Here is a 23351-nt window from a genome sequence, read left to right on the forward strand (position 1 = left end):
CCGGATCAACCAGAAACGGAATGTTTGTCTTTGAACTCCAACGTTCACTGTAATCAGCAAAACAGGTGAAGACCGTTTTTTCCTACCTCCCAAATCCCTGGTTGTAACATTCACTGTAATCAGTAATTGCTCCTCGCAGGTAAAGTTATTTACGTTCACTGTAATCAGTAAAGCGATCTTCTGTGGCCACAACGATCAGGTATAAAAATGTTTCGGAAGAGGGAAGGGCTGCAGAGCATTCACTGTAATCAGTGACAGCGTGACGCGCACGATTGAGGCCTTAAATCCATTCCCGACCGCACTGGCATAACGTTCACTGCAATCTGCAATAAAGGGAAAAATTCACTGTAATCAGTGAAGGTGACCAACCCTGTCACTTTTACTGTTTATTTGTACAGACAATAAGCTGATTACAGTGAATGAATACCAACAATTAAATATTACCTAAAATATTCAAACACTTAAATTTAATCATTCACTATAATCTGTTTTCACTACATCACCACCATTCACTGTAATCAGCAACCAAATACGCTATGGCTGATGTTCACTGTAATCAGCAAACCCGCTGCAAAAGAGGGCGATCGAGTGTTGAAAACCCACCTAGTAAGTACTCACTATCAAAATTAAACCCAATGATTCGTCGAATCTGATAACTCTGCAAGAGGAAGTAAGACTAACGTGTCGCTGAAAACTGTTTACAGTGAACGTTACTGATTACAGTGAATGAATGAAGGGATGCTGATTACAGTGAACAGTGCGGAGAAGAAGTGTGTCACTTTTGGCGATTAAGTGACACACTCAAGGGAAGGGTGCTGATTACAGTGAACGTGAAAAATCAGTCTTCAAACTCAATATCATCGAGGGAATCAATGCTCTCAAGATTGCTGATACCGTCCAGCTTCGGCGTTCTGCTATGGATAATAAAGAACACAGAACGTCCACGCTTCACCTCTGAATAGTCGAGGTAACCAATCTCCTTAAGCTGCTCCATCGCGCGTCGAACCACGTGGTTTTGCGTGGTCGTCTTAGAGCCTAAGTTTAAACGCATGCGCAGACGCGCCAGCGATATCGGTGCAGGATTGGTTGGCAAGCTTTCCAGGTAGGTATACAGCGCCTGAGCCGATTCCTTACGTTTGAGCCGTGAAATAGCACGCAGCTGCAGCAAGACTTTATGATCAAAGTTATACAGCTCAAACAGTTTAGGATCGGCCTGAATGCGCACCAGATCCTTTTCACGATCGTAATACGCCGACTGCACAAGGTGGGTATGATACGCTTTGCCATTACCTTCAAAGGACAACGTATTGGTTGCGATGCGTCGTAAAGAGGCATCTAAACGCTTACGTAAGGCCGCTGAAGAGTTTGCCGATGGGATCCCGCACATTTTCACGAAATCAATAAACGGCAGCGTCACGGTGTCGCCCTTTGAGGGATAACGCGAAAAAGACTGAATGATGCCAGCCCAGGTTTTGAAATCATTATCCATGTCCAGCCTTGCGCCAGTAATGGTAATCTTTTCATAGCCTTCCGCTTTAACTAACGAAAGGTTCTTGAGCTCTTTGGTGGCGTCCGTTGAAGCCATCGCGCCCGATTTCCCACGCGCAGTAGACTTTAGTGTCGGAACGAACAGACCCAGGCGCATCAACGCGACCGGTTGTACGGTGTTATTTTTATTAGGATGAAGCTGGATAACCTCACCGCTGTTTTTTGTCACCGACAGAAAAGGTTCTAGTAACGCTTTGTTTTCACTCTCTTTATCTGCCATAGCCTGAGATCTTCATTCTGTGGATGAAAAGGATCGATTTCTGATTACAGTGAACATTAACACTGTTTATAGTGAACATTCTACAGTCTATAGTGAATATTATGCTGATTGTAGTGAACGTATTTCTGATTATAGTGAACGCGATCACCTTCTCAGGCCTTGTGGGGTGCGGCTTGCAGCGATCGGGGATCTCTTAGGATCTCTTTAAGATCTCTCTATGATCTTTCTTTAAGATCTATTCACTGTATAACTGCATAACCCTATGAAGAATCAGCTTCTAACATCAAAAACTGTCAGAATATGCAGGTCAGTAAGATTGATCCCACCAATGGCGAAAAAACATTAATTCTCTGCGAAGAAGATCCGCTTCTTTCATCAGAAGAGAACAACTTCCTCATTATTATTCATTTTTCATCAATCTTCACCGAGCGTAAGGTGAAACTCATATTCATCCCCTACAACTCATGACGAAGGCATCTTATGACTGACAACGTTATTTCACGTAACCCTACCACTGGCGAAATCATCGCATCATATCCATTGCAGAATGCCGCTGAACTCGAAGCTGCGTTGCAGACCAGCGCGGATGCTTTTGCACAATGGCGAGCCACCAGCATGGCACAGCGTGTCATCGTGTTACGCCAGTTAGCAGAACAGATCCGCCAGCGTCAGGATCAACTTGCAGAAATGGCCACGCTGGAAATGGGCAAACCGATCGCGCAAGCACGTGCTGAAGTTTTGAAATGCGCCAATCTCTGTGACTGGTACGCAGAACAAGGCCCGGCCATGCTGGCTGACAAACCTACGCTGGTGGAAAATCAGCAAGCCTGGCAATCGTTTCGTCCATTAGGCGTAATTCTTGCGGTAATGCCGTGGAACTTTCCTTACTGGCAGGTGCTGCGCGGTGCAGTCAGCATGTTGCTGGCAGGCAACACGTATGTGCTCAAACACGCGCCAAGCGTAATGGGTGCAGCCAATCTGATGACAGAACTGTTTGACGCGACCGATCTGCCAAAAGGTGGCTTCACCGTGATTAACGTGGATAACGATGGCGTTTCGGCTGCAATTAAAGATCCGCGTATTGCGGCAGTTGCGGTGACAGGAAGTGTGCGGGCGGGCGGTGCTATTGCAGCACAAGCCGGTGCGGTATTGAAAAAAACCGTGCTGGAACTCGGCGGCGCAGATCCTTTTATTGTTCTGGCAGATGCCGATCTGGATGCCGCAGTAGCTTCAGCGGTCACTGGACGTTACCAGAACACCGGACAGGTGTGCATGGCAGCCAAACGGTTCATCATTGAAGAAAGTGTCGCAGAAGCGTTTGAGGCGCGTTTTAGCGCGGCTGTGCAGGCACTAAAAATTGGCGATCCGTTGAATGAAGAAACTTATATCGGGCCAATGGCGCGTTATGATCTGCGTGATGAGTTAGACCAGCAGGTACAGCAAACCCTGAAACAGGGTGCGCGCCTGGTTATCGGTGGTCATAAGATCGATGGCGTTGGCAACTACTACGCACCAACGATCCTGGCTGACGTTACACCCGACATGATCGCCTTCCAGCAGGAGATCTTTGGCCCCGTGGCAGCGATTACCGTGGCACGCAATGCACAGCATGCTTTAGAGCTGGCGAATAACAGCGAATTTGGTTTGAGCGCTACCGTGTGGAGCGGTAATGAAGCGATAGCCAATGAGCTGGCAGAGAAACTGGAAACCGGCGCCGTGTTCATCAATGGCAACGGTGCTTCCGATCCCCGCGTGGCGATTGGTGGTGTGAAGAAGAGCGGCTATGGTCGTGAACTTTCCAGTTTTGGCGTTCACGAATTCTGTAATATCCAGACCGTCTGGAAAAACCGTCGTTAAGACTTTCAGGGCGTGCACTGCACGCCCTTATTCCTCGCTCTATCTCCTGCCTTACTGTTAATCCTCGGTTAAAATTGTTGTGGAGTAGCTCAAAGAATCCGCTAATGGTATTACAAAGGTATTGTTAGTGGTGTTAGATTGGCCTCACCTACACCGGGGAGTCCTATTTTAATGAAAACAACAATCCCAAAATTATCCTTCATGATGTTTCTCGAGTGGTTTATCTGGGGGGCATGGTTTGTGCCGCTCTGGGCTTTCCTCAGCAAAAACGGCTTTTCGCCGGTTGAGATTGCCTGGTGCTATGCCTGTACTTCGATTGCCGCTATCCTGTCGCCGATCCTCGTTGGATCGTTGGCAGACCGCTTCTTCCAGGCACAGAAAGTGTTGTCGCTGCTGATGATCGTCGGTTCCATTCTGATGTATTTCGCGGCCCAGCAGACGCACTTCAGTGGTTTCTTCCCACTGCTGCTGTTGTATGCGCTCACTTACATGCCGACCATTGCGCTGACTAACAGTATTGCTTTCTCGCATGTCAAAGATGTCGAACGCGATTATCCACGCGTGCGGGTAATGGGCACTTTAGGCTGGATTGCGTCAGGCATTGCCTGTGGTTTCCTGCCGCCGCTGATGGGCTATGGCGACATTTCAGCCAGCAATGTGCCGCTGCTGATCACTGCTGCCAGTTCACTGGTATTGGGGATCTTTTCGCTGATGCTGCCGGCAACTGAGCCGAAAAGCACCGGCAAATTCAGCCTGCGTGTGGCGCTGGGTCTGGATGCGCTGCATCTCCTGAAAGATCGCAGTTTCCTGGTGTTCTTCGTCTGCTCATTCCTGTTCAGCATGCCGCTGGCGTTTTACTACATCTTTGCTGAAGGCTACCTGACGGAGGTGGGCCTGCCACACGCCACCGGTTGGATGACGCTGGGTCAGGTATCGGAGATCTTCTTCCTCCTGGCACTGCCGTTCTTTATCAAGCGCTTTGGCATCGGCAAAGTGTTGCTGCTTGGCTTAACCACCGCAGCGCTACGCTACATATTCTTTGTGTTCGGCGGCGATCAAAATGCCCTGACGATTGGCCTGTTGTTTATGGGCATTCTGCTGCACGGCGTCAGTTATGACTTCTACTTCATCACGGCTTACATCTACGTTGATAAAAAAGCACCGGTCGCGATGCGCAACGCAGCACAGGGCCTGATCACGCTCGCATGCCAGGGGATTGGCAGCTTGCTGGGCTATCGTCTCGGCGGATATTTGATGCAGGAGATGTTCGCGTACGACCAGCCACGCAATGGCCAAACGTTCAACTGGGCGGGCATGTGGATGTTTGGCAGCGTGATGATCATCATTATCACCATCGCCTTCATTGTGCTGTTCCGCGATGGCAAAAAACGCAGTGAAGAATTAACCGCTTTCGAGCAATCAGCCACCGCTGATAGCCATAAATAAGAGATGTAATGATGACAATGACACTCCAGGAAAAACGGATTTTGGGCGCTTTCTATGGTCAGGCACTGGGCGATGCGATGGGCATGCCATCGGAATTGTGGCCGCGCAGTCGCGTTAAGCAACATTTTGGCTGGATTGATGGTTTTCTGCCGGGGCCTGCTGAAAACAATGCCGCCTGTTATTTTGGCCGCGCGGCATTTACTGACGATACGTCGATGGCGCTGGCTTTGGCAGATGCGATAGTCATGCATGATGGCGATATCAACGCTGAGACCATTGGTGCCAATATCCTGCGCTGGGCAGAGGAGTTTGATGCCTTCAACAAAAACGTATTGGGACCCACATCCAAAATAGCTCTGAATGCACTGAAAATGGGAACGCCAGTGGCGCAGCTGGAGAACAACGGCATGACCAATGGCGCGGCGATGCGCGTTTCACCGCTTGGTTGTCTGTTGCCAGCCAAAGATCTGGATGCCTTTATTGACGCCGTCGCACTGGCATCCAGTCCTACGCATAAATCAGATGTCGCCATCGCGGGGGCAACGGTGATTGCCTGGGCCGTCTCACGTGCCATTGACGGCGCAAGCTGGACATCCATCCGCGATGAACTGCCTGCGATTGCACGCGCTGCGCAGGAAAAACGCGTCACGACCTTTAGCGCGTCCATGGCCGCGCGTGTTGAGTTGGCGTTGAGCGTTGTGGCGCAGGGCAGAGGCGTGGAATCAGGGATGCAGCAAATTTATGATTTGGTGGGGACCGGGACGGCCACCATCGAATCGGTTCCAGCTGCTATTGCAATGGTTGAGCTGGCCAATACCGATCCGAATCGCTGCGCTATTCTTTGTGCCAATCTGGGTGGCGATACCGATACCATCGGCGCGATGGCGGTGGCCATTTGCGGAGCGTTGCATGGCATTGATGGGATTGATTCACAGTTAAAAGCCGAACTGGATGCTGCCAACGCGCTGGATTTCACTCGCTATAGCAACGCATTCATGCGTTTCCGTCAGCAGCGTGAGGCCGTTTATGCTGACGCCTGATGACCTGAACCGGCTGGAAGGACGTCTGCCGGTGTGCGTGATTGGTGCCGCTGTGGTGGACGTGATTGCTGATGCCTATTCGTTACCGCATCGGGGAAGTGATATTGAACTCCACCAGCAGGGCGTTAACGTGGGCGGTTGTGCGTTGAATGTAGCGATCGCCCTGCATCGGTTGGGCATTCCATCCATCAACGCGCTGCCGCTGGGTAACGGCATTTGGGCCAGTATTGTGCGGCAGAAGCTGATGGAATATGGCATTCACAGCGTGCTGGAAACCAGTAAAGGAGACAATGGCTGGTGTCTGGCACTGGTGGAGCCGGATGGTGAGCGCACTTTTCTGTCGGTTAGCGGTGTCGAAAATCTGTGGGATGCCGAACTGCTGGGCACATTGCCACAACCCGCGCAGCGTTGGATCTACTTGTCTGGCTATCAACTGACCAGCAAAAACGGCGATGTGCTGATCGACTGGCTTGAACAGCAGGCGCATAACTATCAATTGCTGGTGGATTTCGGTCCGCGTTTGGCTGACATCGGTGAGTGTCAATTTGCCCGTATTATGGCGCTAAAACCACTGATTACAGTGAACAGGCAGGAAGCGGAATTACTGTGGCAGGAACGTTTAAACCAGCATGAAGCTTTTGATGCCCGTCAGTTAATGGCTCAATGGCAACAACACTTTGGCGCTGGGCTGGTGGTGCGTTTAGACAGTGATGGCGCAGGTTATATCGATGCAGAGTCGCAGGGTTGGATCCCTGCTCTGGTAACGCAAGTGGTCGACACGATTGGCGCCGGTGACAGCCATGCGGGAGGAGTGTTAGCCGGCCTCGCGTCAGGTTGGTCACTGGCCGAGAGTGTGGCATTGGGTAATGCCATAGCGTCTTATGTGGTGTCGCAACGCGGTGGTGATTGTGCACCCGACCGCGCCACGCTGCAGAACTACTGGCAGCAAAGACTCACTCAGCAATAAAGACGTACATGTCGCTGCGGCAGTAGCTGATGCTGTACTCCAAAGGATTGCCTTGCGCGTCAAGTGCCAGCTGTTTAATCACTAACACAGGGACATTGGCGGGCAGGGCAATCTGCTGCTGGAGCGCTTCATCAGGCATGCGGGCACTCACTCTGCTTTGGGACTTAACAGGCAAAATCTGTTGCTTGTTAAAGTAATCATACAAAGAAATTCCAATGTCATCGGCATCTGCAATAAAGCGTGCCGGCACCCAGGATTCTTCAACTGACACCGCTTGCTGATCGACATAACGAATACGCTTCAGCAAGTAGACTTCGCTACCTTTGCTTAATCCCAGTTTTTCACCGATTTCCGCGCTGCACTGAATTTTGCTCTTATTAATCCACACCGTATCAGGCTTTTTACCGCGTAAAACCGCCTGCTGCGACAAACCTTTGGGCTCTTTCAGCGAATACTCAAACTGGCTGCAAATCTGTGTACCGTAACCGCGTGAACGAAACACCACCCCCTCTTTTTCCAGCTCATCCATCGCTTTACGCACCGTAATACGCGAGATGCTGAGCGACAGGCTGAATTCTCGCTCACCGGGCAGGATCTCTTCATGCACCAGGATGCCATCACGCACCGCCTCTTTGATGGCGGCGGCAAAGCGCTTGTACAACGGCGTACGGCTCTCTTCAGCCAGTGTGGTGGTAAGCCGCGAAAACAGCGGATTCTGTTCAGTCATAGCGTGCTGAGCACTCAATTGGGTTAGCCAGGGGTGAGATATGATACTGAATTTTCACCGTTCGCGTAGCGACTTTAACCACATGTTATTGCGGTTATTAGCGCTTAGATTCAACCAATCCTTTCGCTTGTAATTTGACCTAACCCGTAACGAAGACTATAGTCACGCTTACGGATATTTTAAGGCAAGGAGGGGTAAATGGGCATTTACCTGACGCCAGAATTTCAGGAAGAGAGATGTAATGCACGCATCAATGATAAAATTTTGTGTAAAGCTGCAAAGTCGACTTTTGCGGGATTACATGGAGACCCATTAGGACGTTACACGTTCAAAAAACGACTCGGGTTGCCTGGTGTGGGGGCATCTGACGGCGCGCGTAGCATTGTTTTCTTCAATTATGGCAACAACATTTATTTCTTTGATATGTTCTTGAAAAGTCAGCTATCAAAGAAGAAAGGCAAAGAACTTGAAGATGATGAAATTGATGCTTATTGCCGTATCGCTCGGGATTTTATTGCGATGTCAGATGAGAAGGTCCGGGAGTTGATTAAGTTAAAAGAACTAATCGAGGTAACTTGTGATGACTGAACGCTTAAAGAAAATCCACGATATGGCGCAGCGCTATAACCAATTGGGCGTTGTTCAGGGCGAGACGGTTGCGGAAATCAGTGCGGCGATCGAAGCTCGTAATATCCCTCCAGTACGCGCTATGTCTGGGATTGAGATTAAAGCGGTACGCTTAAGATGGAAGATGTCGCAGGCGGCGCTGGCAATGACTACAGGCATGTCAGTTGAGAGTGTTTCAAAGTGGGAACGTAACGAGAGTAAACCCAATAAAGCGGCTTTGCGTATCCTCAACACCATTGAAGACAAAGGCCCAGCGGTTTTCATTCTATAAAACATAAAAGCCCTGTTGGGCTTTTATGCATCAAATAACCTATCACCGCTCATCAAACGGCACGCCGCCTTTAGATTTATGATGCTTAGGCGTTTCAATGATTGAGACCGTCACCGAATTGGCATCAATCTCAAACGAGTCCGCGACTGCGGCAGTCACCGCTTTCAGCAACTTCTTCTTCTGCTCAACCGTGCGGCCTTCCGCAGCATAGACAACGATTTCTGGCATTTCCGTTTCTCCTTGAGGGTTCAGATTCGGTTTCAGCATAACCCAGTCATGCCCGAGCATGCAGTGTCAATTTGTCATAAACACCCGCGCAAACCGTTTATCCCCGCAGGCGATCTGTGTTCAAATGTGTATTGTTATGTTATAACGTAATTTCTCTGGGATTTTTGTAGCGGTATTTTTCGGAAACCATAATGAAATCAATGAAAAAATTGCTGATCGCCACGGCGCTCGGCCTAGCTTCGTGCGCCTCATTCGCGGCGCAGCATCAGGAAAACACGGTGCGCATTGCCGCTCCGTTTGAAATTAAAGGTGCCGATCCGGCGCTTTCCGGTGACATCCTTCTGCGCATGGATGTGGTGGAAACGCTGGTGGAAGTGAACCAACGCGGTGAACCGATCCCGGCTTTGGCGAAGAGTTGGCAGGTCTCGGAAAACGGTTTGCGCTGGCAATTACAGCTGCGCGATAACGTGCATTTCCATGATGGTTCGCCACTGGATGCGGCAGCGGTAGTGAAATCACTCAATACTGCGCGGAGTAAAGCGGGATTACTGGATAAAACACCGATCACTGAGATCAGCGGAGAAGGGCAGGTGGTGACCATCACGCTGCGCGAGCCTTTCACACCTCTGCTTTCCGTCCTGGCGGAAAGTCGCTCGCAAATTCTGGCGTTATCCAGCTGGGATGCACAGGGCAACATCACGCGCATCATCGGCTCCGGGCCGTTTATGCTGACCGCCTTTCAGCCGCCGCAGTCGTTAGAGGTAAAACGCTTTGAAGGTTACTGGGGAGAAAAACCATACATCGCCGCAGCCAGCTATCTCTCTTCTGGCCGGGCAGAGACCCGCGCGCTATTAGCAGAAAGCGGTGATGCGGATTATGTGTTCAATCTGGATGCCGCCAGCCGTCAGCGTCTGGCACGCAAACCTGCGCTGCAACTTCCCGCAATCCCCGTGCCGCGCACGCTTATGCTGAAGCTCAATCTGGGCGATCCGCTGTTAGCGGAACAGCCGGTGCGTGAAGCGATCAGCATGGCCATTGATCGTAATGCGTTAGCGATGGCGGTGTTGCGCTATCCGGGTGCTGCCAGCCAGTTGTTCCCGCCGAACATGGGCGAGTGGCACAATGCGGCGCTGCCTCCACTCTCCTATCAGCCCGATTCGGCGGTCACGCTGTTGCAGAAAGCCGGCTGGCAACCGGGATCAGATGGTGTGCTGACCCGCAACGGCCAGCGATTCAGCCTGACGCTGCTGACCTTCCCGGATCGCCCTGAACTGCCGTTGATGGCGATGGTTATCCAGCAGCAACTGCGTAAAATCGGTATTGAAGTGAAGATTAACTCAACCAATGCCAGTGAAATTCCTGCCCAGCACCACAGCGGGAGACTGCAACTGGCGCTGTTCTCACGCAACTTTGCACTCACGCCCGATCCAACCGGCACCTTATTGCAGGATTATGCCGAGAAAGGTGGCGACTGGGGGGCGATGAACTGGCATCCGACAGGATTCAGTGGCGCACTGCATACCCTGACGCAATCCACCGATGCCTCCGCGCGTGCCAAAGCTCGAACACTCATCACTTCGGTACTGCAACAGGATCTCCCGATGATTCCAATCGCCTGGTATCAACAATCTGCAGCGATCAACAGTCAGTTGCAAAACGTCGCGCTCGATCCGTTTGAGCGTCACTTCGGCCTGCGCCAACTGCGTTGGGAGCCGTGATGATCAAACAACTTTGCTGGCGGCTGATGCAGGCATTTTTTGTCGTGCTCTCGGTGGGATTACTCACCTGGTTTTTGGTCCGGTCGCTGCCGGGCGATATGGCGTGGCGCATTGCCAGCGGTCGTTACGGCTATGATCGGGTTGATGCGGATGCCGTCGCGCGCGTGCAGCAGGAGTTAAGTGGCGCAGCCGATCAAGGCAGCGCCTTACTGCACTGGCTATTCGATCTGCTGCAATTCAACTTTGGTCGCTCGCTGGTTTCCGGCGAACCGGTGATGGATGAACTGCGTTGGCAACTGAGTCAGACGCTGGCGTTAGCCGGTGTTTCATTGCTACTGGCAATCATTATCACGCTGCCGTTGGGTATCTGGGCCGGTTGCCATGCCAATGGCAAACTGGATCGGCTGCTGTTTTGGCTGACATCGATGCTTAAGTCTGTGCCGCATTTTGCACTGGGTATGCTGCTGATCGTGCTGTTCGCGCTGCAACTCGACTGGCTGCCGAGTGCGGGACACGGTGAGCTGCGTCATTTCCTGTTACCCGCTTTGACGCTGGCCTTGTCGCTAAGCGCGGTGGGCGTGCGTGTGGTGCGCGAAGCCACCTGGCAGGTGGTGAACGCGGGTTATTACCAATGGGGGGAGCAAAAAGGTCTGGCGACCGTCACTTTGCTGCGTCGTCATGGTTTACGCAATCTGGGAACACCGGTACTCACCTGGTTCGGCATGCAGTTTGTCTGGCTGGTGGAAGGCGTGGTGGTAGTGGAAACGTTGTTTGCCTGGCCGGGCATTGGGCATGCGTTGGTTCATGCCATTTTCGCCCGCGATGTGCCGGTAATTCAGGCCAGTGCCATGACGCTCGGCCTGCTGTTTGTACTGCTTAACATGCTGGTGGATGCGGGTTGCCATCTGCTTGATCCGCGAGGGACGCGCCCATGAAATTAACTTCACGTCATGTCGGTTTACTGCTGCTAGCTCTGCTACTGAGCTACGCCTTTTTACTGCCTCTGTTTCATCATGGTGATCCTCTGCAACAAGAACTGCTCAACATGTTGCAGCCGCCCAGCCAGGCCAATCTGTTAGGTTTTGATCACCTGGGACGTGACATGCTGCCGCGCCTGAGTGCGGCGCTGCGCCTGTCACTGGGTCTGGCTGCACTGTGCGTGATCAGTGCGATGCTGGTCGGTGTGCTGGCTGGCGTACTCAGCGCGCTTTATGGTGGAGTGCTCGACCGTGTGGTCAGCATGCTGGGGGATATGTGCCTCGCGCTGCCCGGCCTGCTGCTGGTGCTGTTACTGGCGGCGATTGCCCCGGACTCACCGGAGATGCTGTGGTTAGGCATTTCGTTGGTGCTGTGGGTGGAATTCTTCCGTGTGACACGCGCCACCTTACGTCCGATTGTGCATTCGCCGGGTATGCAGGCGTCGAAACTGCTGGGTTTTAACGCGATCTACCGCTTTCACCGTCACCTTTGGCCGGCACTCGCACCTGTTTTGCTTACCGTTGCACTGTTCTCGTTTAGCAGCGCCATCATGGCCGTGTCGGCACTGGGATTTATCAGCGTCGGTGTCCGTCCACCGACACCGGAATTGGGCTTGATGATGACCGAACTGCTGCCCTTTGCCTGGGAAGCGCCCTGGTTGCTGCTACAGCCTGTGGTCGCACTGTTTTTATTGCTGATTAGCCTTAACCTGATGATGAAAAAGGAGCGTGCATGAAAGGATTACAGGCCATCGGCATAAACATCGCAACAGCAGAAGCCACGCTGGTGGAGCCGGTTGATTTCCACTTGCAACCTGGCCAACCGCTCACTTTATTGGGTGAGACTGGCTCCGGAAAAAGCCTGTTGGCGCAGGCGGTAATGGGAATTTTGCCGGAGACACTTCAGGCCAGCGGAACCCTGATCATCAACGGTCAACGCTATCAGTTACCGCAGGATCGTGATGCGTTACGCAGCTTGTGGGGAAGGACTATGGCCTCGCTGCCACAAGAACCCTGGCTGGCGCTCGATCCCACCATGGCGGTTCAGCAGCAGGTCGTGGAAGGCTATCGCTATATTCGAGGGCATTCCGCGCCGCGAAGCGTGGCGGCTGCGCAGGATGACCTTGCGCAACTGGGCTTACAGGCAGCGGCACAAAAATTCCCGTGGCAACTGTCCGGTGGCATGGCGCAGCGTGCGGCATTTGCGGCGGCGCGCGCGGGCGGTGCGGAGATTTTGATAGCAGATGAACCGACTAAGGGTTTGGATGTGTCCCGACGCGATGACGTTGCTACTTTGCTGGGTCGTGAAGTGGCTGAAGGTGGGACTTTAATGACCATCACGCACGATATTGCGCTGGCGCGTCAGTTGGGCGGAGACGTTATCGTCATGCATAAGGGCAAAGTGATCGAGCAAGGCGCAGCGCAGCAAGTGTTATACACCCCGCAGCAGGGTTATACGCGTGAATTGCTGGCCGCCGATCCCGTTGCCTGGCCGCAACGGCAAAGCACGGTGATCCGCAGCAAACCCGTGGTAAGTGCGCAAGGATTAAAACTGCAGCGCGGCGGAAATACGTTGGGTGTACCAGAAAATTTCACCCTGCATGCTGGGGAAATTGTCGGCTTACATGGCGCCAGCGGCAGTGGAAAAAGCAGCTTTGGCGACGTATTGCTGGGATTACTCGCGCCACAGCAGGGCAGCATTACACGTCACGTCGCGGCGAGCGCGCTGAAGTATCAGAAGATCTATCAGGATCCCTCGGCATTGTTTCCCCCCACGCGCACACTGTCACAAAGCCTGGAGGAGGTGCTGCGTCGTCATCGCATTGAACGGTCAAAACGCGACTCGCTAATGGAGCAATTAGCGTTACATCCTTCATTACTCACGCGCTGCCCCGATTCGCTCTCGGGCGGCGAGTTACAGCGCTTCTCTCTGTTACGCGTCATGCTGCTTGAGCCGGTTTTCCTGTTCGCCGATGAGCCTACATCGCGACTCGATCCGCTGGTACAGCAGCAAACTCTGCAGCTGATAACGCAGATGGCGCGTCAGCTGCAGTGCGGCGTGCTGCTGGTGAGCCACGATCGCGAACTGCTGGAGAAGGGGACAGATCGCGTGATTGCGATGCAGGCGGCTTAACGTTCTGGCGGCTGGCTATCACCGACACCAAGTGAGCGCTGCATCACGACGGTGTCGAGCCAGCGGCCATGTTTGAATCCCACCGATTTCATCACACCGGTGTGCTCGAAGCCGAGCGCCCGGTGTAATCCCAGCGAACCCTGATTGGCGCTATCTCCCACGATGGCGATGATCTGGCGAAAGCCTGCTGCTTCTGCCAGCGCAATCGCTTTTTGCAATAACGCCCGCCCGACGCCACGCCCGGTCTGTTCATGATCGAGATAAATCGAATCTTCCAGCGTGAAGCGATAGGCATAGCGCGGTCGATAAGGTGCCAGATAACAATAACCCAATACCTGTTCATCCTCTTGCGCCACCAGCCAGAAGCCACCGCGCTGCTGCACATCTTTGACGCGGTTGAGCATTTCGCTTTCGCTGGGCGGTTCGGTTTCAAAGGTGGCGGTGCCGTGGAGGACGTGCCACGCATAGATTTTCTGAATGGCAGCGGCGTGATGGGGTCGGGCGGGAATAATATCCATATGTTCCTGATAATCGGCTAGCGAAAAACACAGGATGCCACTGTGTCACGCGCCAATCATCGGGTTTGAACATAGGAAATTATTATGACTAATTTTGCTCCGACAGCTGCACTGCCATGGTATTCGCTTCCAGCGCTTCGAAGATGTGCGGTTCGTCGGCGGGGTAGCAGATGTAGTCACCGGGATGAAGTTCGACCGGGGCATCGGTAGGCCCAACAAGTGCGCGACCCTGCGCAATAATGATGTGTTCTACGGAACCGGGCGGATGCGGATGAGAGGCGCGCGGTGCGCCCGGCTGGCTGGTGATCAGATATAAATCACGACGACCGCCCGGCGGACAGCTGGCCAGTAGCGCGGCTTGGTAATCCGCGAGTTCAGCCGACACCATCATGCCCTCACCACGACGGATCACCTGCAAACGCTTCACTTCCGGCTCCATCAGGCGGGCGAACGGAATATTGAGCGCCACGCACAGTGACCATAACGTCTCAATGCTGGGATTGCCATTGCCCGCTTCCAGTTGTGAAAGCGTGGATTTCGCAATGCCAGCGCGGCGGGCGACTTCGGTTAACGAGAGCCCGGCACGCTGGCGTTCGCGCACTAATCCAGCAGAGATAAGATCGATCGGTGGTGTCACAATTACTCCTGTTCTTTATATCGAACGTTTTGTTCATCTTGTAAAACAATTAGGGCGCGTTCATTATAACGGCTTTCCTGTTCGATATGAGATCAAATTGTGATGCGTCTGGGTGCAGTTCCGCTTGATCGCGGCGTATTAAAAGCGATTTTCCTGGTTTGTCTGGCCGACGGTATTGTCGGGCTCTCTTACGGTTCGCTGGCGGCGGCGGATGGTTTTCCGCTGTGGGTGCCCATCGCGCTCTCGACGATGGTGCTGGCAGGCACATCCGAGTTTCTGTTCATCGGCATTGTGGCCGGTGGTGGCAGCCCATTAACAGCAGCGGCGGCGGGTTTGCTGGTCAACGCGCGCCACTTGCCCTTTGGTATTGCAGTGAAAGATCTGGTCGGGCAGGGCGGACGCAGTTTGCTGGGTTGCCATATCATGAATGACGAAAGCGTGGTGTTTGGCATTTCGCAAAAGACGCTTTCCCAGCGACGCGCCGCATATTGGGTATGTGGTTTGGGCATTTTTGCTATCTGGCCACTCAGCGTGGTATGCGGCGCATTTATCGGGCGCTTCATTCCTGATGTTTCGGCGATTGGTCTCGATGCGGTTTTCCCTGCCATCTTGATCGCGCTGATATTTCCCGCTTTGCGTCAACGTCGCACGCGGATTCCGGCCACGCTCGGTACGGCATTGTCAGTACTCGCCACGCCGTTTGTTCCGGCGGGAATGCCGGTATTGTTTTCATTGTTGGGCTTATTAAGCTGGCGGGAGCGCAAAAATGCACAATAACCTCGTGATTGCCGGGATCGCGCTGCTGGCCGTCGGCACTTATGTGATGCGCTTCGCGGGTTACCGACTGGGAAGCCGTATGCCGATGTCGGAATCGGTGCGCAATATGCTCTCAGATGCTGCTACGGTGCTATTGCTGGCGGTTGCCGTCACCACTGCACTATTTGAAGGCAGCCACTTCGCAGGTGTCGCGCGGATAGCGGGCGTGTTGTTTGCTGTGTTTCTCGCCTGGCGCCGTACGCCGTTGATTTTAGTGATTGTTGGCGCGGCCGTGATGACGGCATTGCTGCGTTATTTTGGGGTGCCTTAAACTAAAAAGAACAAACTTGCGGCAAGGGTTTTGCTACTGTGGGATTTCCGTATTCATCGCACAGAGAAGAATCCATGACACCGCGCTTAGCGCTTCCACATGAAGCCGCCAACTTGTGGCGTATTCGCAATCTCGCGATTCGCGATGGCTGCCAGTCAGTTTATCCGCCTGAAGTGATTGCCGCATGGACGCCTGACGCGTTGCCGTCAGGTTACTTTGAGGCGATTAAGGGCAATCCTTTCTACGTGATCGACGATCCTGAGTTGGGCGCTGCCGCTACGGGCTTTCTCGATCTCAAAAGCGGCAGTGTGGAAGCGATATTTACCCTGCCAGCGTGTAACGGCAAAGGCTATGCCAGCGCCATTATGAACGCGATTATCGCGGAAGCCCGCCAGCGCGGTTTTCGGCAGTTGACCCTGGCCGCAACACCCAATGCCAGCGGTTTCTATCTGCGCCATGGCTTTAGCACCGTGCGTGAAGCCTTGTATCCTTCCGCTCTGGCCAAAGCCGATCTCCCCTGCGTCGAAATGATACTGACACTATGATTGAGTAAGTGAAAACAACATGGACAGCGCCAAAATGGTGATTAACTGTGTGGCTTATCGCCACGGCAAACGTGAAGAGCATGTCGATGTCGCCGACATCAGCGAAGTACTCAAAGACGAGAGTGCGTTTATCTGGCTGGGTTTGAATCAGCCTGAACCGGCTTTTATGCAGACGTTGCAGGAAGAGTTTGGCCTGCATGAGTTAGCGATTGAGGATGCGCTGGTGGCCCATCAGCGCCCGAAGATTGAGCAATATGGTGAGTCGGTATTTATCGTGGTGAAAACGGCACATCTCGACGATCAGCAGCGCATCAGCTTCGGTGAAACCCACTTTTTCCTCGGTAAAAACTTCCTGATCACCGTCCGCCATGGTTCATCGGAAGGCTATGCGGCGATTCGCGCCAGGGCAGAAAAAAACCACACTATGTTGTGTCAGGGACCGGGTTACGCGTTTTACTGCATCCTCGATTTTATCGTTGACCACTACAGCAAAATCACCGAATCACTCAGTGAACGTATCGGTACGCTGGAAGAGGGCATGTTTACCACCCGCTTTGACAGTAAAACGCTGGAGGATGTCTATCATCTGCGGCGCGAACTGCTGGCGCTGCGCAATGCCGCGATGCCGGTGACTGAAATTTGCGCCCAGCTGGCGCGTTTTCACGAAGACATTATTCCGAAGAACCTGCGTGCCTACCTGCGCGACGTTCAGGATCATGCTCATCATGTGATGATCGATGCCGAGGATATGCGTGAAATGCTCACCAGCGCGATGCAGGTCAATCTGGCGCTGGTGTCGGTTCAGCAGAGCGAAGTGAATAAAAAGCTCGCGGGTTGGGGTGCGGTGCTGATCGTCCCAACCATTGTCTTCAGTATGTACGGCATGAACTTCTCAGATATGCCTGAACTCAAAACCCACTTTGGCTATCCCGCGGTACTGGTGGTGACGCTGGCGATTTGTGGTGTGATGTGGTCACGACTGAAAAAAGCAGGCTGGTTGTAATCTTTTTATCAGATGACTTTATTATCACTGTGCTGATGATAGCGGCGCAGTGAATTAATATCTCCATCCACACATTTCCCTGAACGATTTAACTGCAACTGAGTGATTGAGCGGCCTGTCGCGCAAAACCTTCATCCAATTGCCACGGTTTTGTCATTTCGCTGTTTCTTTCATCATCATCTTTTCCTATAACAACGCCAGATTAAATACAACATATCCCACATTAACCACATGACCCGGTCTTGCTTCATTCGCCAACTGTTGCCACTATCGCTGCATAGTGATGCCAGAAATGCAGGGTGTAACCATGGCGGTGGACCAGAATTTATTTAACTCGATGCCTGATGTTATTGGCGCGGCGCAGCAGATTCGTCGCGGTGATATCAGCAGTGAAAAGCTGGTGGGGAATTGCCTTCAGCAAATAAAATCCCACAATCCCACATTGAATGCCTTTGGTGATGTTTACGATGAGCAGGCGATGGAAGAGGCTAAAAGCTGCGATCGAGAACGTCAGTCGGGCAAGAGTCGGGGTCCACTGCACGGTGTGCCATTCGGCGTCAAAGATCTGTTCTCAACGGCTGGGTTGCGCACCACCAAAGGTTCACTCACCTCACTGGATAACGTACCAGAACATGACGCGCCGATTATTGAGCGACTGAAGGCGGCGGGAGCGATCATTGTCGGCAAAACCGCGACCACCGAGTTTGGCTGGACCGGATCAAGCTATTCACGGGTATTTGGTCATGGGCGCAATCCGTGGGATCCAGCGTTAACCAGCGGCGGTTCCAGTTCGGGATCGGCAATCAGCGTGGCGGCGCGCATGGTGCCCGCCGCGCTGGGCTCCGACGGTGGCGGATCGGTGCGTATCCCCGGTGCTTTTTGTGGCATTTTCGCCCTTAAAGCCTCGCTGGGACGCATCCCGACCTGGCCGTGGTCTGCCACTGAAATGCTCAGTCATGCCGGGCCGATGACGCGCACGGTTCGTGATAGCGCACTGCTGTTTGATCTGCTTTCTGGACCGGATGCGCGCGACCATCAGGCTCTACCAGCGAAAAATGAATCCTGGCTGGCACGCTGCGACCAGCCATTGCCCGCGCTGCGTGTGCATTACAGTCCCACGCTGTTTAACACACCGGTCGACGAGCAGATTGCGCGTTGCGTCGAACAGGCGGTGGAGCAGATTGCCCATACGTTACCGGTGACGCTCACGGCACGCCCGCTGGATTGGTCCTCACCGTTTGAGACATTTGACACTTTATGGAGCGGCGGGCGCGGTGTGGCGTATGGTGCCGCACTGCAGCAGCAGCTCGACCAGCTCGATCCGGGCTTTGCCGCGCTGATTGAACGCGCGCAGCGCCTGAATCTGGCCGACTACCTGGCGGCGCAAAAACAACGAGCGGCGTTTGCCGGACAAGTGCACGCCTTGTTTGACAGCGTGGATTTACTGATCACGCCTACGCTGCCAGTGCTGCCGTTCTCGGCCGATCGCCATGTGCCGGAAAACCAGTCGCCGGGCGACAGCGGAGTGGAGTGGGCGCGCTGGACACCTTTCACCTGGCCATTCAATTTGAGCGGTAATCCGGCGGCGACGATTCCCTGTGGTTTTACCGCGCAAGGTTTACCGGTGGGTTTGCAGGTGATCGGCCGACGTTATGCAGAAGGCGACGTATTGCAGTTTTGCGCGGCGCTCGAAGCCTTGATGCCGTGGGATCAACATCAACCTTCTCTGTAAGGCGCGGCCTTGAGACCGCCCGAAAGGTATACTGCGGTTTTGGCCTCTAAAAACAGAAGGTAAGCATGATTAATCAGCCACGTCTGGATGAGATTAAACGGATTTTACACCACGACAAACGGGTGCGCGTCACGGAACTGGCGCAGAAATTCGTGGTGTCAGAAGAGACGATTCGCCGCGATCTTAAATATCTGGAAGAGCAGAGCGTATTACGACGCGTGCACGGCGGTGCCATTTTACCGGTGCCCAGCGAAGAGCAGCCGTTACAGATACGCAGCCGTATCAAGCCGCGTGCTAAAGCGCGTATTGGTCAGCTGGCAAGCGAATTAGTGGAAGAGGGGATGGCGCTGTTTCTGGATACCGGCACTTCAACGCTGGCACTGGCGCAGCAGTTGACCCGCTTCTCGCGTTTGAAGGTTATAACGAATTCAATGGATATCGCCGCGCTGCTCACGCAGCAAAGCGACAACGCTGTCACGCTAACACCAGGGCGCGTTCGGCGAAATGATAACGCACTCATTGGCCCCCATACGCTGGAGTTCGCGCGTCAATTCCACTACGACATTGCCTTTATGGGCATTGGTGCAGTGGATCGGGACAACGGTTTTATGGATTACGAAGAGCCTGAGGCGTTATTAAGGCGCGTGCTGAGCACGCACTGTCGCCAGAGTGTGATTCTGGCAGATGAAGGCAAATTTGGACTGCGAACCTTTGTGAACACGCTGCCGTTTAGCGCGGTTGACACCTTAGTGACCAATGCGCGACCCGCGGCAGCTTTTGTAGCGAGTCTGGAGAGTGCCCATGTCAACATCCTCCATCCCGGCAATGCCGCGGATGACACCGCAAGATTATCAGGCGTTTGATGCGCTGTTCGCCCTCAGCAGCAGCATTGGTGCGACACCCGCAGGCGGCTTACATCGCCTGACGGCATCCGCTGCGGATAAGCAAATGCGCGATGCCTTTTGTACCTGGCTGACGCAACAGGGTTTTCACGTTCACGTGGATGAAATTGGCAACATCTTTGGCTTGATGACGCTTTGCGAAGGCGCGCCGTGGGTGCTGTGCGGTTCGCATCTGGATAGCCAACCGCTGGGTGGGCGTTTCGACGGTGCCTACGGCGTCACCGGCGCTGCAGTGACCATGGCAACATTGGCTCGCCAGCTGCGCGACCATTCGCAAACCGCGCAACGTAATCTGGCGGTGGTGAACTGGACCAATGAAGAGGGTGCGCGCTTTCAACCCAGCCTGACCGGCAGTTCAGTGTTCACAGGCGCACTCTCGCTGGAGCAGGCTCTGGCGTGTTGTGATGGTGAAGGTATCTCGTTGCAAACAGCTTTGCAAAATATTGGTTATCGCGGCACGGCGTTACCCGATCTGACGGTGGCGGCCTACTGCGAACTGCACGTTGAGCAAGGTCCACATCTTGAATTGCAGCAGAAACAGATAGGCGTAGTGACGGAAACCTGGGCGGCACTGAAATGGCAGGTGACGTTTCGCGGAGAGCAAAACCATACCGGCCCGGCATTGATGGATCGCCGGCGGGATGCGCTGCTGGCAGCCGCGCACACCATTGTGGCGGTGCGTGCAGAGGCTGAACGCTATGGCGAAGCACTGCATACCTCGGTGGGCCGTCTGGAAACCGTGCCTAATTCGCCGAACGTAGTGACTTCTGAAGCCACGTTATTTATTGAGTTTCGTTCTGCTGATGAAGCGCTATTGCGCCAGTTGCGCGACAGCTTCGGCCAGCAGATGCAATCGATTGCGCAGAATACGTCCACCGATGTCAGTCTCGACCGTGCACAGTATCGTCCACGACAGCAGTTACATGCGGCATTGAGTGATCTGGCTTTAGCGCAGGCGGAAAAATTGGGGCTGAAAGCGATGCCGATGCGTTCAGTAGCAGGTCACGATGCGATAAGCATGAGCTATCACTGCCCGAGTGCATTGCTGTTTGTGCCCAGTGTAGACGGCCTTTCGCACAATGAACGTGAATACACCGCCACCGCCGACTTGCATCGCGGTCTCGACATGTTGATGGCGATGCTCACTGAGCTCTGCCTGAAAGGGGAGGACGCCTTATGTTGATGCGTTTACAGCAAGCGCTGGCGAATTGGCAACCCGCGCAATCTTTTGATATTCAGCCAGGCACGGCAGGTGTGGCGTCACCGCATCGTTTAGCGACGGAATGGGCCGGATTTCGCCTGCAGTCAGCGGGGCAAGGCTATTATGCCAAGGTGCTGTTCGATGATCAGAAAGCGTTGATTGATTTCCAGCGCAGCGCCGAAATTAGCCGCCAGGCGGGCGAGTTGGGCATCGCCCCGGCGCTATGCCACGCCGATCCGCGCAATGGCGTTCTGATCTTCGCGGCGCTGGATGACAGCTTCCGCTGGGCGCGACTGGATGCGTTACGCGATCCGCATCACTTTGCCAGCCTGACGCGTACGCTGGATAAATTACATCACTCAGGATTGCCGCTGCCCTTACACAGCCGCCAGCAGGATATGTTGCGGCTACGTCTTCAACTGGAAACACAGGGTGTGCAACAGCCAGATGAGCTGCAATGGATGGGGGAATGTGTCGATTTGGCGTGGGAAGCACTCAACGCCGTGCCCTATACACCCGTTTTGATCCACGGCGATAACATCGCCAGCAACTGGATGGTCAACCCTCAGGGTGAATGGCGCTTGCTGGACTTTGACTATGCCGCGCGCGGCGATGCCTGGCACGATATCGCGACGCTCATCCACGAACAACTGCCCACTGACGATCGCTGGCGTGATGCGATTCGTGCGTGGCGCGGTGACTGCAGCGAGGCTGATGTGGCGCGTTGTCGCTTATATGCGCTGGTGGATGATTATCACTGGACGCTATGGGGCATGCTGAACGGTGTCACCAGCACGCGCGGTCTGGAGTTTGCCAAGCTCGGCCAGTGGATGCTGTTGCGCTGCCGTCAGAGCCTGAGCGATCCCCGTTTTGAACGTTGGTTAAACCTGACTGCGGAGCAGGCAAAATGAGCAAATCTCTTGGTGAAGCGCAAAGCTGGCAGGAACAGCGGGTGGAACAAGCCATTACGGCGATGCCGGAATGGCAGGGCAGGGCGGTGCAGTATCGTCCGGTAAGCGGCGGTATTTCTAACGCCAACTGGCATGTGGCGGTAGAAGGTGCGCCTTGTGCTTATTTCGTCAAAATTCCCGGCGAAGGCACCGAACGCTTTATCAATCGTGACACCGCACATGAAGCGAGCCTGAAAGCCGCGCAAACCGGCTACGGCGTGCCGGTGGTGGCCTATCTGCGCGATCTTGGCGTGGAAGTGTTTGAGTTCATTGATGGCTGGCGCGCTTCGTCAAACCTCGATTTCCAGCAATCCGCGATTCGTCATCGTGCGTTGCAGGGCTTGAAAAGTTTCAACGATCAGCCGTTGCTCAGGCAGAACAAAACCGTATTCGACATGCTTAATGAGCATATTGAGCAGGTTAGTGCTCTCAATGTCGCACTCTCTGCTGATGCTGCCTGGTTGCACAAGCAGGCACAGCGCGCGCAGCAGGCGTTAGAAGCGGCGGGATTAGATTTGGTGCCGTGCATGAATGACACGCTGGCAGGAAACTTCATGCTTAATGCGCAGAACGATATTCGCCTGGTCGATTTTGAATATGCATCAAATAACGATCGCTGTTATGAATTAGCGTTGTGGTTTGGCGAAATGTTTTTCACACCGAAAATAGAACAGGAATTGTTGGAGGACTATTTCGGTAAAGTGGATGCAGCATTATTCGCTCGCGTGCAAATTCATAAATTTTTGGCGGATATGAAGTGGTCAACCTGGGCCATTATTCAACATCATGTGGCCGATATTGATTTTGATTTTTCAAAATATGGTGCCTGGAAGCATTTACGGGCACGCAGCGTGTTAAATCATCCCGACTGGGAAAACTGGCTACGAGCGGTGTAAGCGCAACCCGCCGAGATTAAGTCCTTGTAAGTGCGTCTCAAACATTCACTATCCGTTGTATTTCGGGCAGCGCTCTTTGCTGTCTGATGTTGAGGTTATACCAAAGGGGAAATGCTGATA

Annotated in this window: 24 protein-coding genes; 19 read left to right on the forward strand and 5 right to left on the reverse strand. The window is 53.5% G+C overall.

What is annotated here, in order from left to right:
- Window positions 1-838: 838 nt before the first annotated feature.
- On the reverse strand, window positions 839-1768 hold the full coding sequence (locus tag FD744_RS01065; protein WP_034822338.1) for a RepB family plasmid replication initiator protein: 930 nt from the start codon (window positions 1766-1768) through the stop codon (window positions 839-841).
- A 480-nt stretch (window positions 1769-2248) separates the two neighbouring features.
- Between FD744_RS01065 and FD744_RS01070 the strand changes: the two genes are divergently transcribed.
- The 4 genes from FD744_RS01070 to FD744_RS01085 all read left to right on the forward strand — a co-directional run bounded on the left by FD744_RS01070 (window position 2249) and on the right by FD744_RS01085 (window position 7078).
- Window positions 2249-3625, forward strand: a complete 1377-nt coding sequence (locus FD744_RS01070) for an aldehyde dehydrogenase family protein (protein WP_160866955.1) — start codon at window positions 2249-2251, stop codon at window positions 3623-3625.
- Between the two features lie 171 nt (window positions 3626-3796).
- On the forward strand, window positions 3797-5071 hold the full coding sequence (locus FD744_RS01075; protein WP_097117635.1) for a nucleoside permease: 1275 nt from the start codon (window positions 3797-3799) through the stop codon (window positions 5069-5071).
- Window positions 5072-5082: 11 nt separating this feature from the next.
- The gene (locus tag FD744_RS01080; protein ID WP_160867183.1) at window positions 5083-6111 is read left to right on the forward strand and encodes an ADP-ribosylglycohydrolase family protein; all 1029 of its coding nucleotides are present in this window, start codon (window positions 5083-5085) and stop codon (window positions 6109-6111) included.
- Window positions 6098-7078, forward strand: a complete 981-nt coding sequence (locus tag FD744_RS01085; RefSeq protein ID WP_160866956.1) for a PfkB family carbohydrate kinase — start codon at window positions 6098-6100, stop codon at window positions 7076-7078. The genes FD744_RS01080 and FD744_RS01085 overlap by 14 nt, the downstream gene beginning before the upstream one ends.
- Here the strand turns inward: FD744_RS01085 and FD744_RS01090 are convergent.
- A complete protein-coding gene (locus FD744_RS01090; RefSeq protein ID WP_160866957.1) occupies window positions 7065-7805 on the reverse strand; it encodes a GntR family transcriptional regulator in 741 nt (246 codons plus the stop codon). The genes FD744_RS01085 and FD744_RS01090 overlap by 14 nt on opposite strands.
- A gap of 198 nt (window positions 7806-8003) precedes the next feature.
- Here FD744_RS01090 and FD744_RS01095 point away from each other — a divergent pair, with 198 nt between their 5' ends.
- Window positions 8004-8393, forward strand: coding sequence for a type II toxin-antitoxin system RelE/ParE family toxin (locus tag FD744_RS01095; RefSeq protein WP_160866958.1), 390 nt, complete (start codon window positions 8004-8006; stop codon window positions 8391-8393).
- A complete protein-coding gene (locus FD744_RS01100; protein ID WP_097117631.1) occupies window positions 8386-8703 on the forward strand; it encodes a DNA-binding transcriptional regulator in 318 nt (105 codons plus the stop codon). Before FD744_RS01095 ends, FD744_RS01100 begins: the two co-directional genes overlap by 8 nt.
- Before the next feature lie 42 nt (window positions 8704-8745).
- On the opposite strand, the gene FD744_RS01105 is transcribed toward FD744_RS01100, so the two are convergent.
- The gene (locus FD744_RS01105; RefSeq protein ID WP_034822328.1) at window positions 8746-8931 is read right to left on the reverse strand and encodes a tautomerase family protein; all 186 of its coding nucleotides are present in this window, start codon (window positions 8929-8931) and stop codon (window positions 8746-8748) included.
- A gap of 191 nt (window positions 8932-9122) precedes the next feature.
- Here FD744_RS01105 and FD744_RS01110 point away from each other — a divergent pair, with 191 nt between their 5' ends.
- The 4 genes from FD744_RS01110 to FD744_RS01125 are packed head-to-tail and all read left to right on the forward strand — an operon-like array spanning window position 9123 to window position 13760.
- Entirely contained in the window at window positions 9123-10649 is a 1527-nt protein-coding gene (locus FD744_RS01110; protein WP_160866959.1) for an ABC transporter substrate-binding protein, read from the forward strand.
- On the forward strand, window positions 10649-11584 hold the full coding sequence (locus FD744_RS01115; RefSeq protein ID WP_160866960.1) for an ABC transporter permease: 936 nt from the start codon (window positions 10649-10651) through the stop codon (window positions 11582-11584). Before FD744_RS01110 ends, FD744_RS01115 begins: the two co-directional genes overlap by 1 nt.
- Window positions 11581-12363, forward strand: coding sequence for an ABC transporter permease (locus tag FD744_RS01120; RefSeq protein WP_160866961.1), 783 nt, complete (start codon window positions 11581-11583; stop codon window positions 12361-12363). Before FD744_RS01115 ends, FD744_RS01120 begins: the two co-directional genes overlap by 4 nt.
- Window positions 12360-13760, forward strand: coding sequence for an ABC transporter ATP-binding protein (locus FD744_RS01125; protein ID WP_160866962.1), 1401 nt, complete (start codon window positions 12360-12362; stop codon window positions 13758-13760). The genes FD744_RS01120 and FD744_RS01125 overlap by 4 nt, the downstream gene beginning before the upstream one ends.
- Here the strand turns inward: FD744_RS01125 and FD744_RS01130 are convergent.
- Together FD744_RS01130 and FD744_RS01135 are read right to left on the reverse strand one after the other, a co-directional pair.
- Window positions 13757-14278, reverse strand: a complete 522-nt coding sequence (locus FD744_RS01130; protein ID WP_160834529.1) for a GNAT family N-acetyltransferase — start codon at window positions 14276-14278, stop codon at window positions 13757-13759. The two genes, FD744_RS01125 and FD744_RS01130, sit on opposite strands and share 4 nt — an antisense overlap.
- 88 nt (window positions 14279-14366) lie before the next feature.
- Entirely contained in the window at window positions 14367-14915 is a 549-nt protein-coding gene (locus FD744_RS01135) for a helix-turn-helix domain-containing protein (RefSeq protein ID WP_045831923.1), read from the reverse strand.
- 102 nt (window positions 14916-15017) lie between these two features.
- On the opposite strand from FD744_RS01135, the gene FD744_RS01140 reads away from it, so the two are divergent.
- From FD744_RS01140 to FD744_RS01180, 9 genes are all read left to right on the forward strand, one after another.
- Window positions 15018-15692 carry an AzlC family ABC transporter permease gene (locus FD744_RS01140; RefSeq protein ID WP_160866963.1) on the forward strand — a complete coding sequence of 225 codons (675 nt, stop codon included), beginning with the start codon at window positions 15018-15020 and terminating at the stop codon, window positions 15690-15692.
- Window positions 15682-16002, forward strand: coding sequence for an AzlD domain-containing protein (locus tag FD744_RS01145; protein ID WP_034822312.1), 321 nt, complete (start codon window positions 15682-15684; stop codon window positions 16000-16002). Before FD744_RS01140 ends, FD744_RS01145 begins: the two co-directional genes overlap by 11 nt.
- 74 nt (window positions 16003-16076) lie before the next feature.
- Window positions 16077-16547 (forward strand): GNAT family N-acetyltransferase, encoded by a 471-nt coding sequence (locus FD744_RS01150; RefSeq protein WP_160866964.1) that lies wholly within the window; start codon window positions 16077-16079, stop codon window positions 16545-16547.
- A gap of 34 nt (window positions 16548-16581) precedes the next feature.
- Window positions 16582-17550, forward strand: a complete 969-nt coding sequence (corA, locus tag FD744_RS01155; RefSeq protein ID WP_045816797.1) for a magnesium/cobalt transporter CorA — start codon at window positions 16582-16584, stop codon at window positions 17548-17550.
- A gap of 292 nt (window positions 17551-17842) precedes the next feature.
- Complete coding sequence (locus FD744_RS01160) at window positions 17843-19282, forward strand: amidase (protein WP_237449307.1); 1440 nt, start codon at window positions 17843-17845, stop codon at window positions 19280-19282.
- Window positions 19283-19347: 65 nt separating this feature from the next.
- Window positions 19348-20145 carry a DeoR/GlpR family DNA-binding transcription regulator gene (locus FD744_RS01165; RefSeq protein WP_034822308.1) on the forward strand — a complete coding sequence of 266 codons (798 nt, stop codon included), beginning with the start codon at window positions 19348-19350 and terminating at the stop codon, window positions 20143-20145.
- Complete coding sequence (locus tag FD744_RS01170; protein WP_160866965.1) at window positions 20084-21367, forward strand: Zn-dependent hydrolase; 1284 nt, start codon at window positions 20084-20086, stop codon at window positions 21365-21367. The genes FD744_RS01165 and FD744_RS01170 overlap by 62 nt, the downstream gene beginning before the upstream one ends.
- The gene (locus FD744_RS01175) at window positions 21361-22296 is read left to right on the forward strand and encodes a phosphotransferase (protein ID WP_160866966.1); all 936 of its coding nucleotides are present in this window, start codon (window positions 21361-21363) and stop codon (window positions 22294-22296) included. The genes FD744_RS01170 and FD744_RS01175 overlap by 7 nt, the downstream gene beginning before the upstream one ends.
- Complete coding sequence (locus FD744_RS01180) at window positions 22293-23231, forward strand: choline kinase family protein (RefSeq protein WP_160866967.1); 939 nt, start codon at window positions 22293-22295, stop codon at window positions 23229-23231. The genes FD744_RS01175 and FD744_RS01180 overlap by 4 nt, the downstream gene beginning before the upstream one ends.
- Window positions 23232-23351 lie beyond the last annotated feature (120 nt).

Origin of the sequence: Pantoea sp. Taur (genome assembly GCF_009830025.1) — a bacterium.
In the GTDB taxonomy this organism is placed as follows: Bacteria; Pseudomonadota; Gammaproteobacteria; order Enterobacterales; family Enterobacteriaceae; genus Pantoea; species Pantoea communis.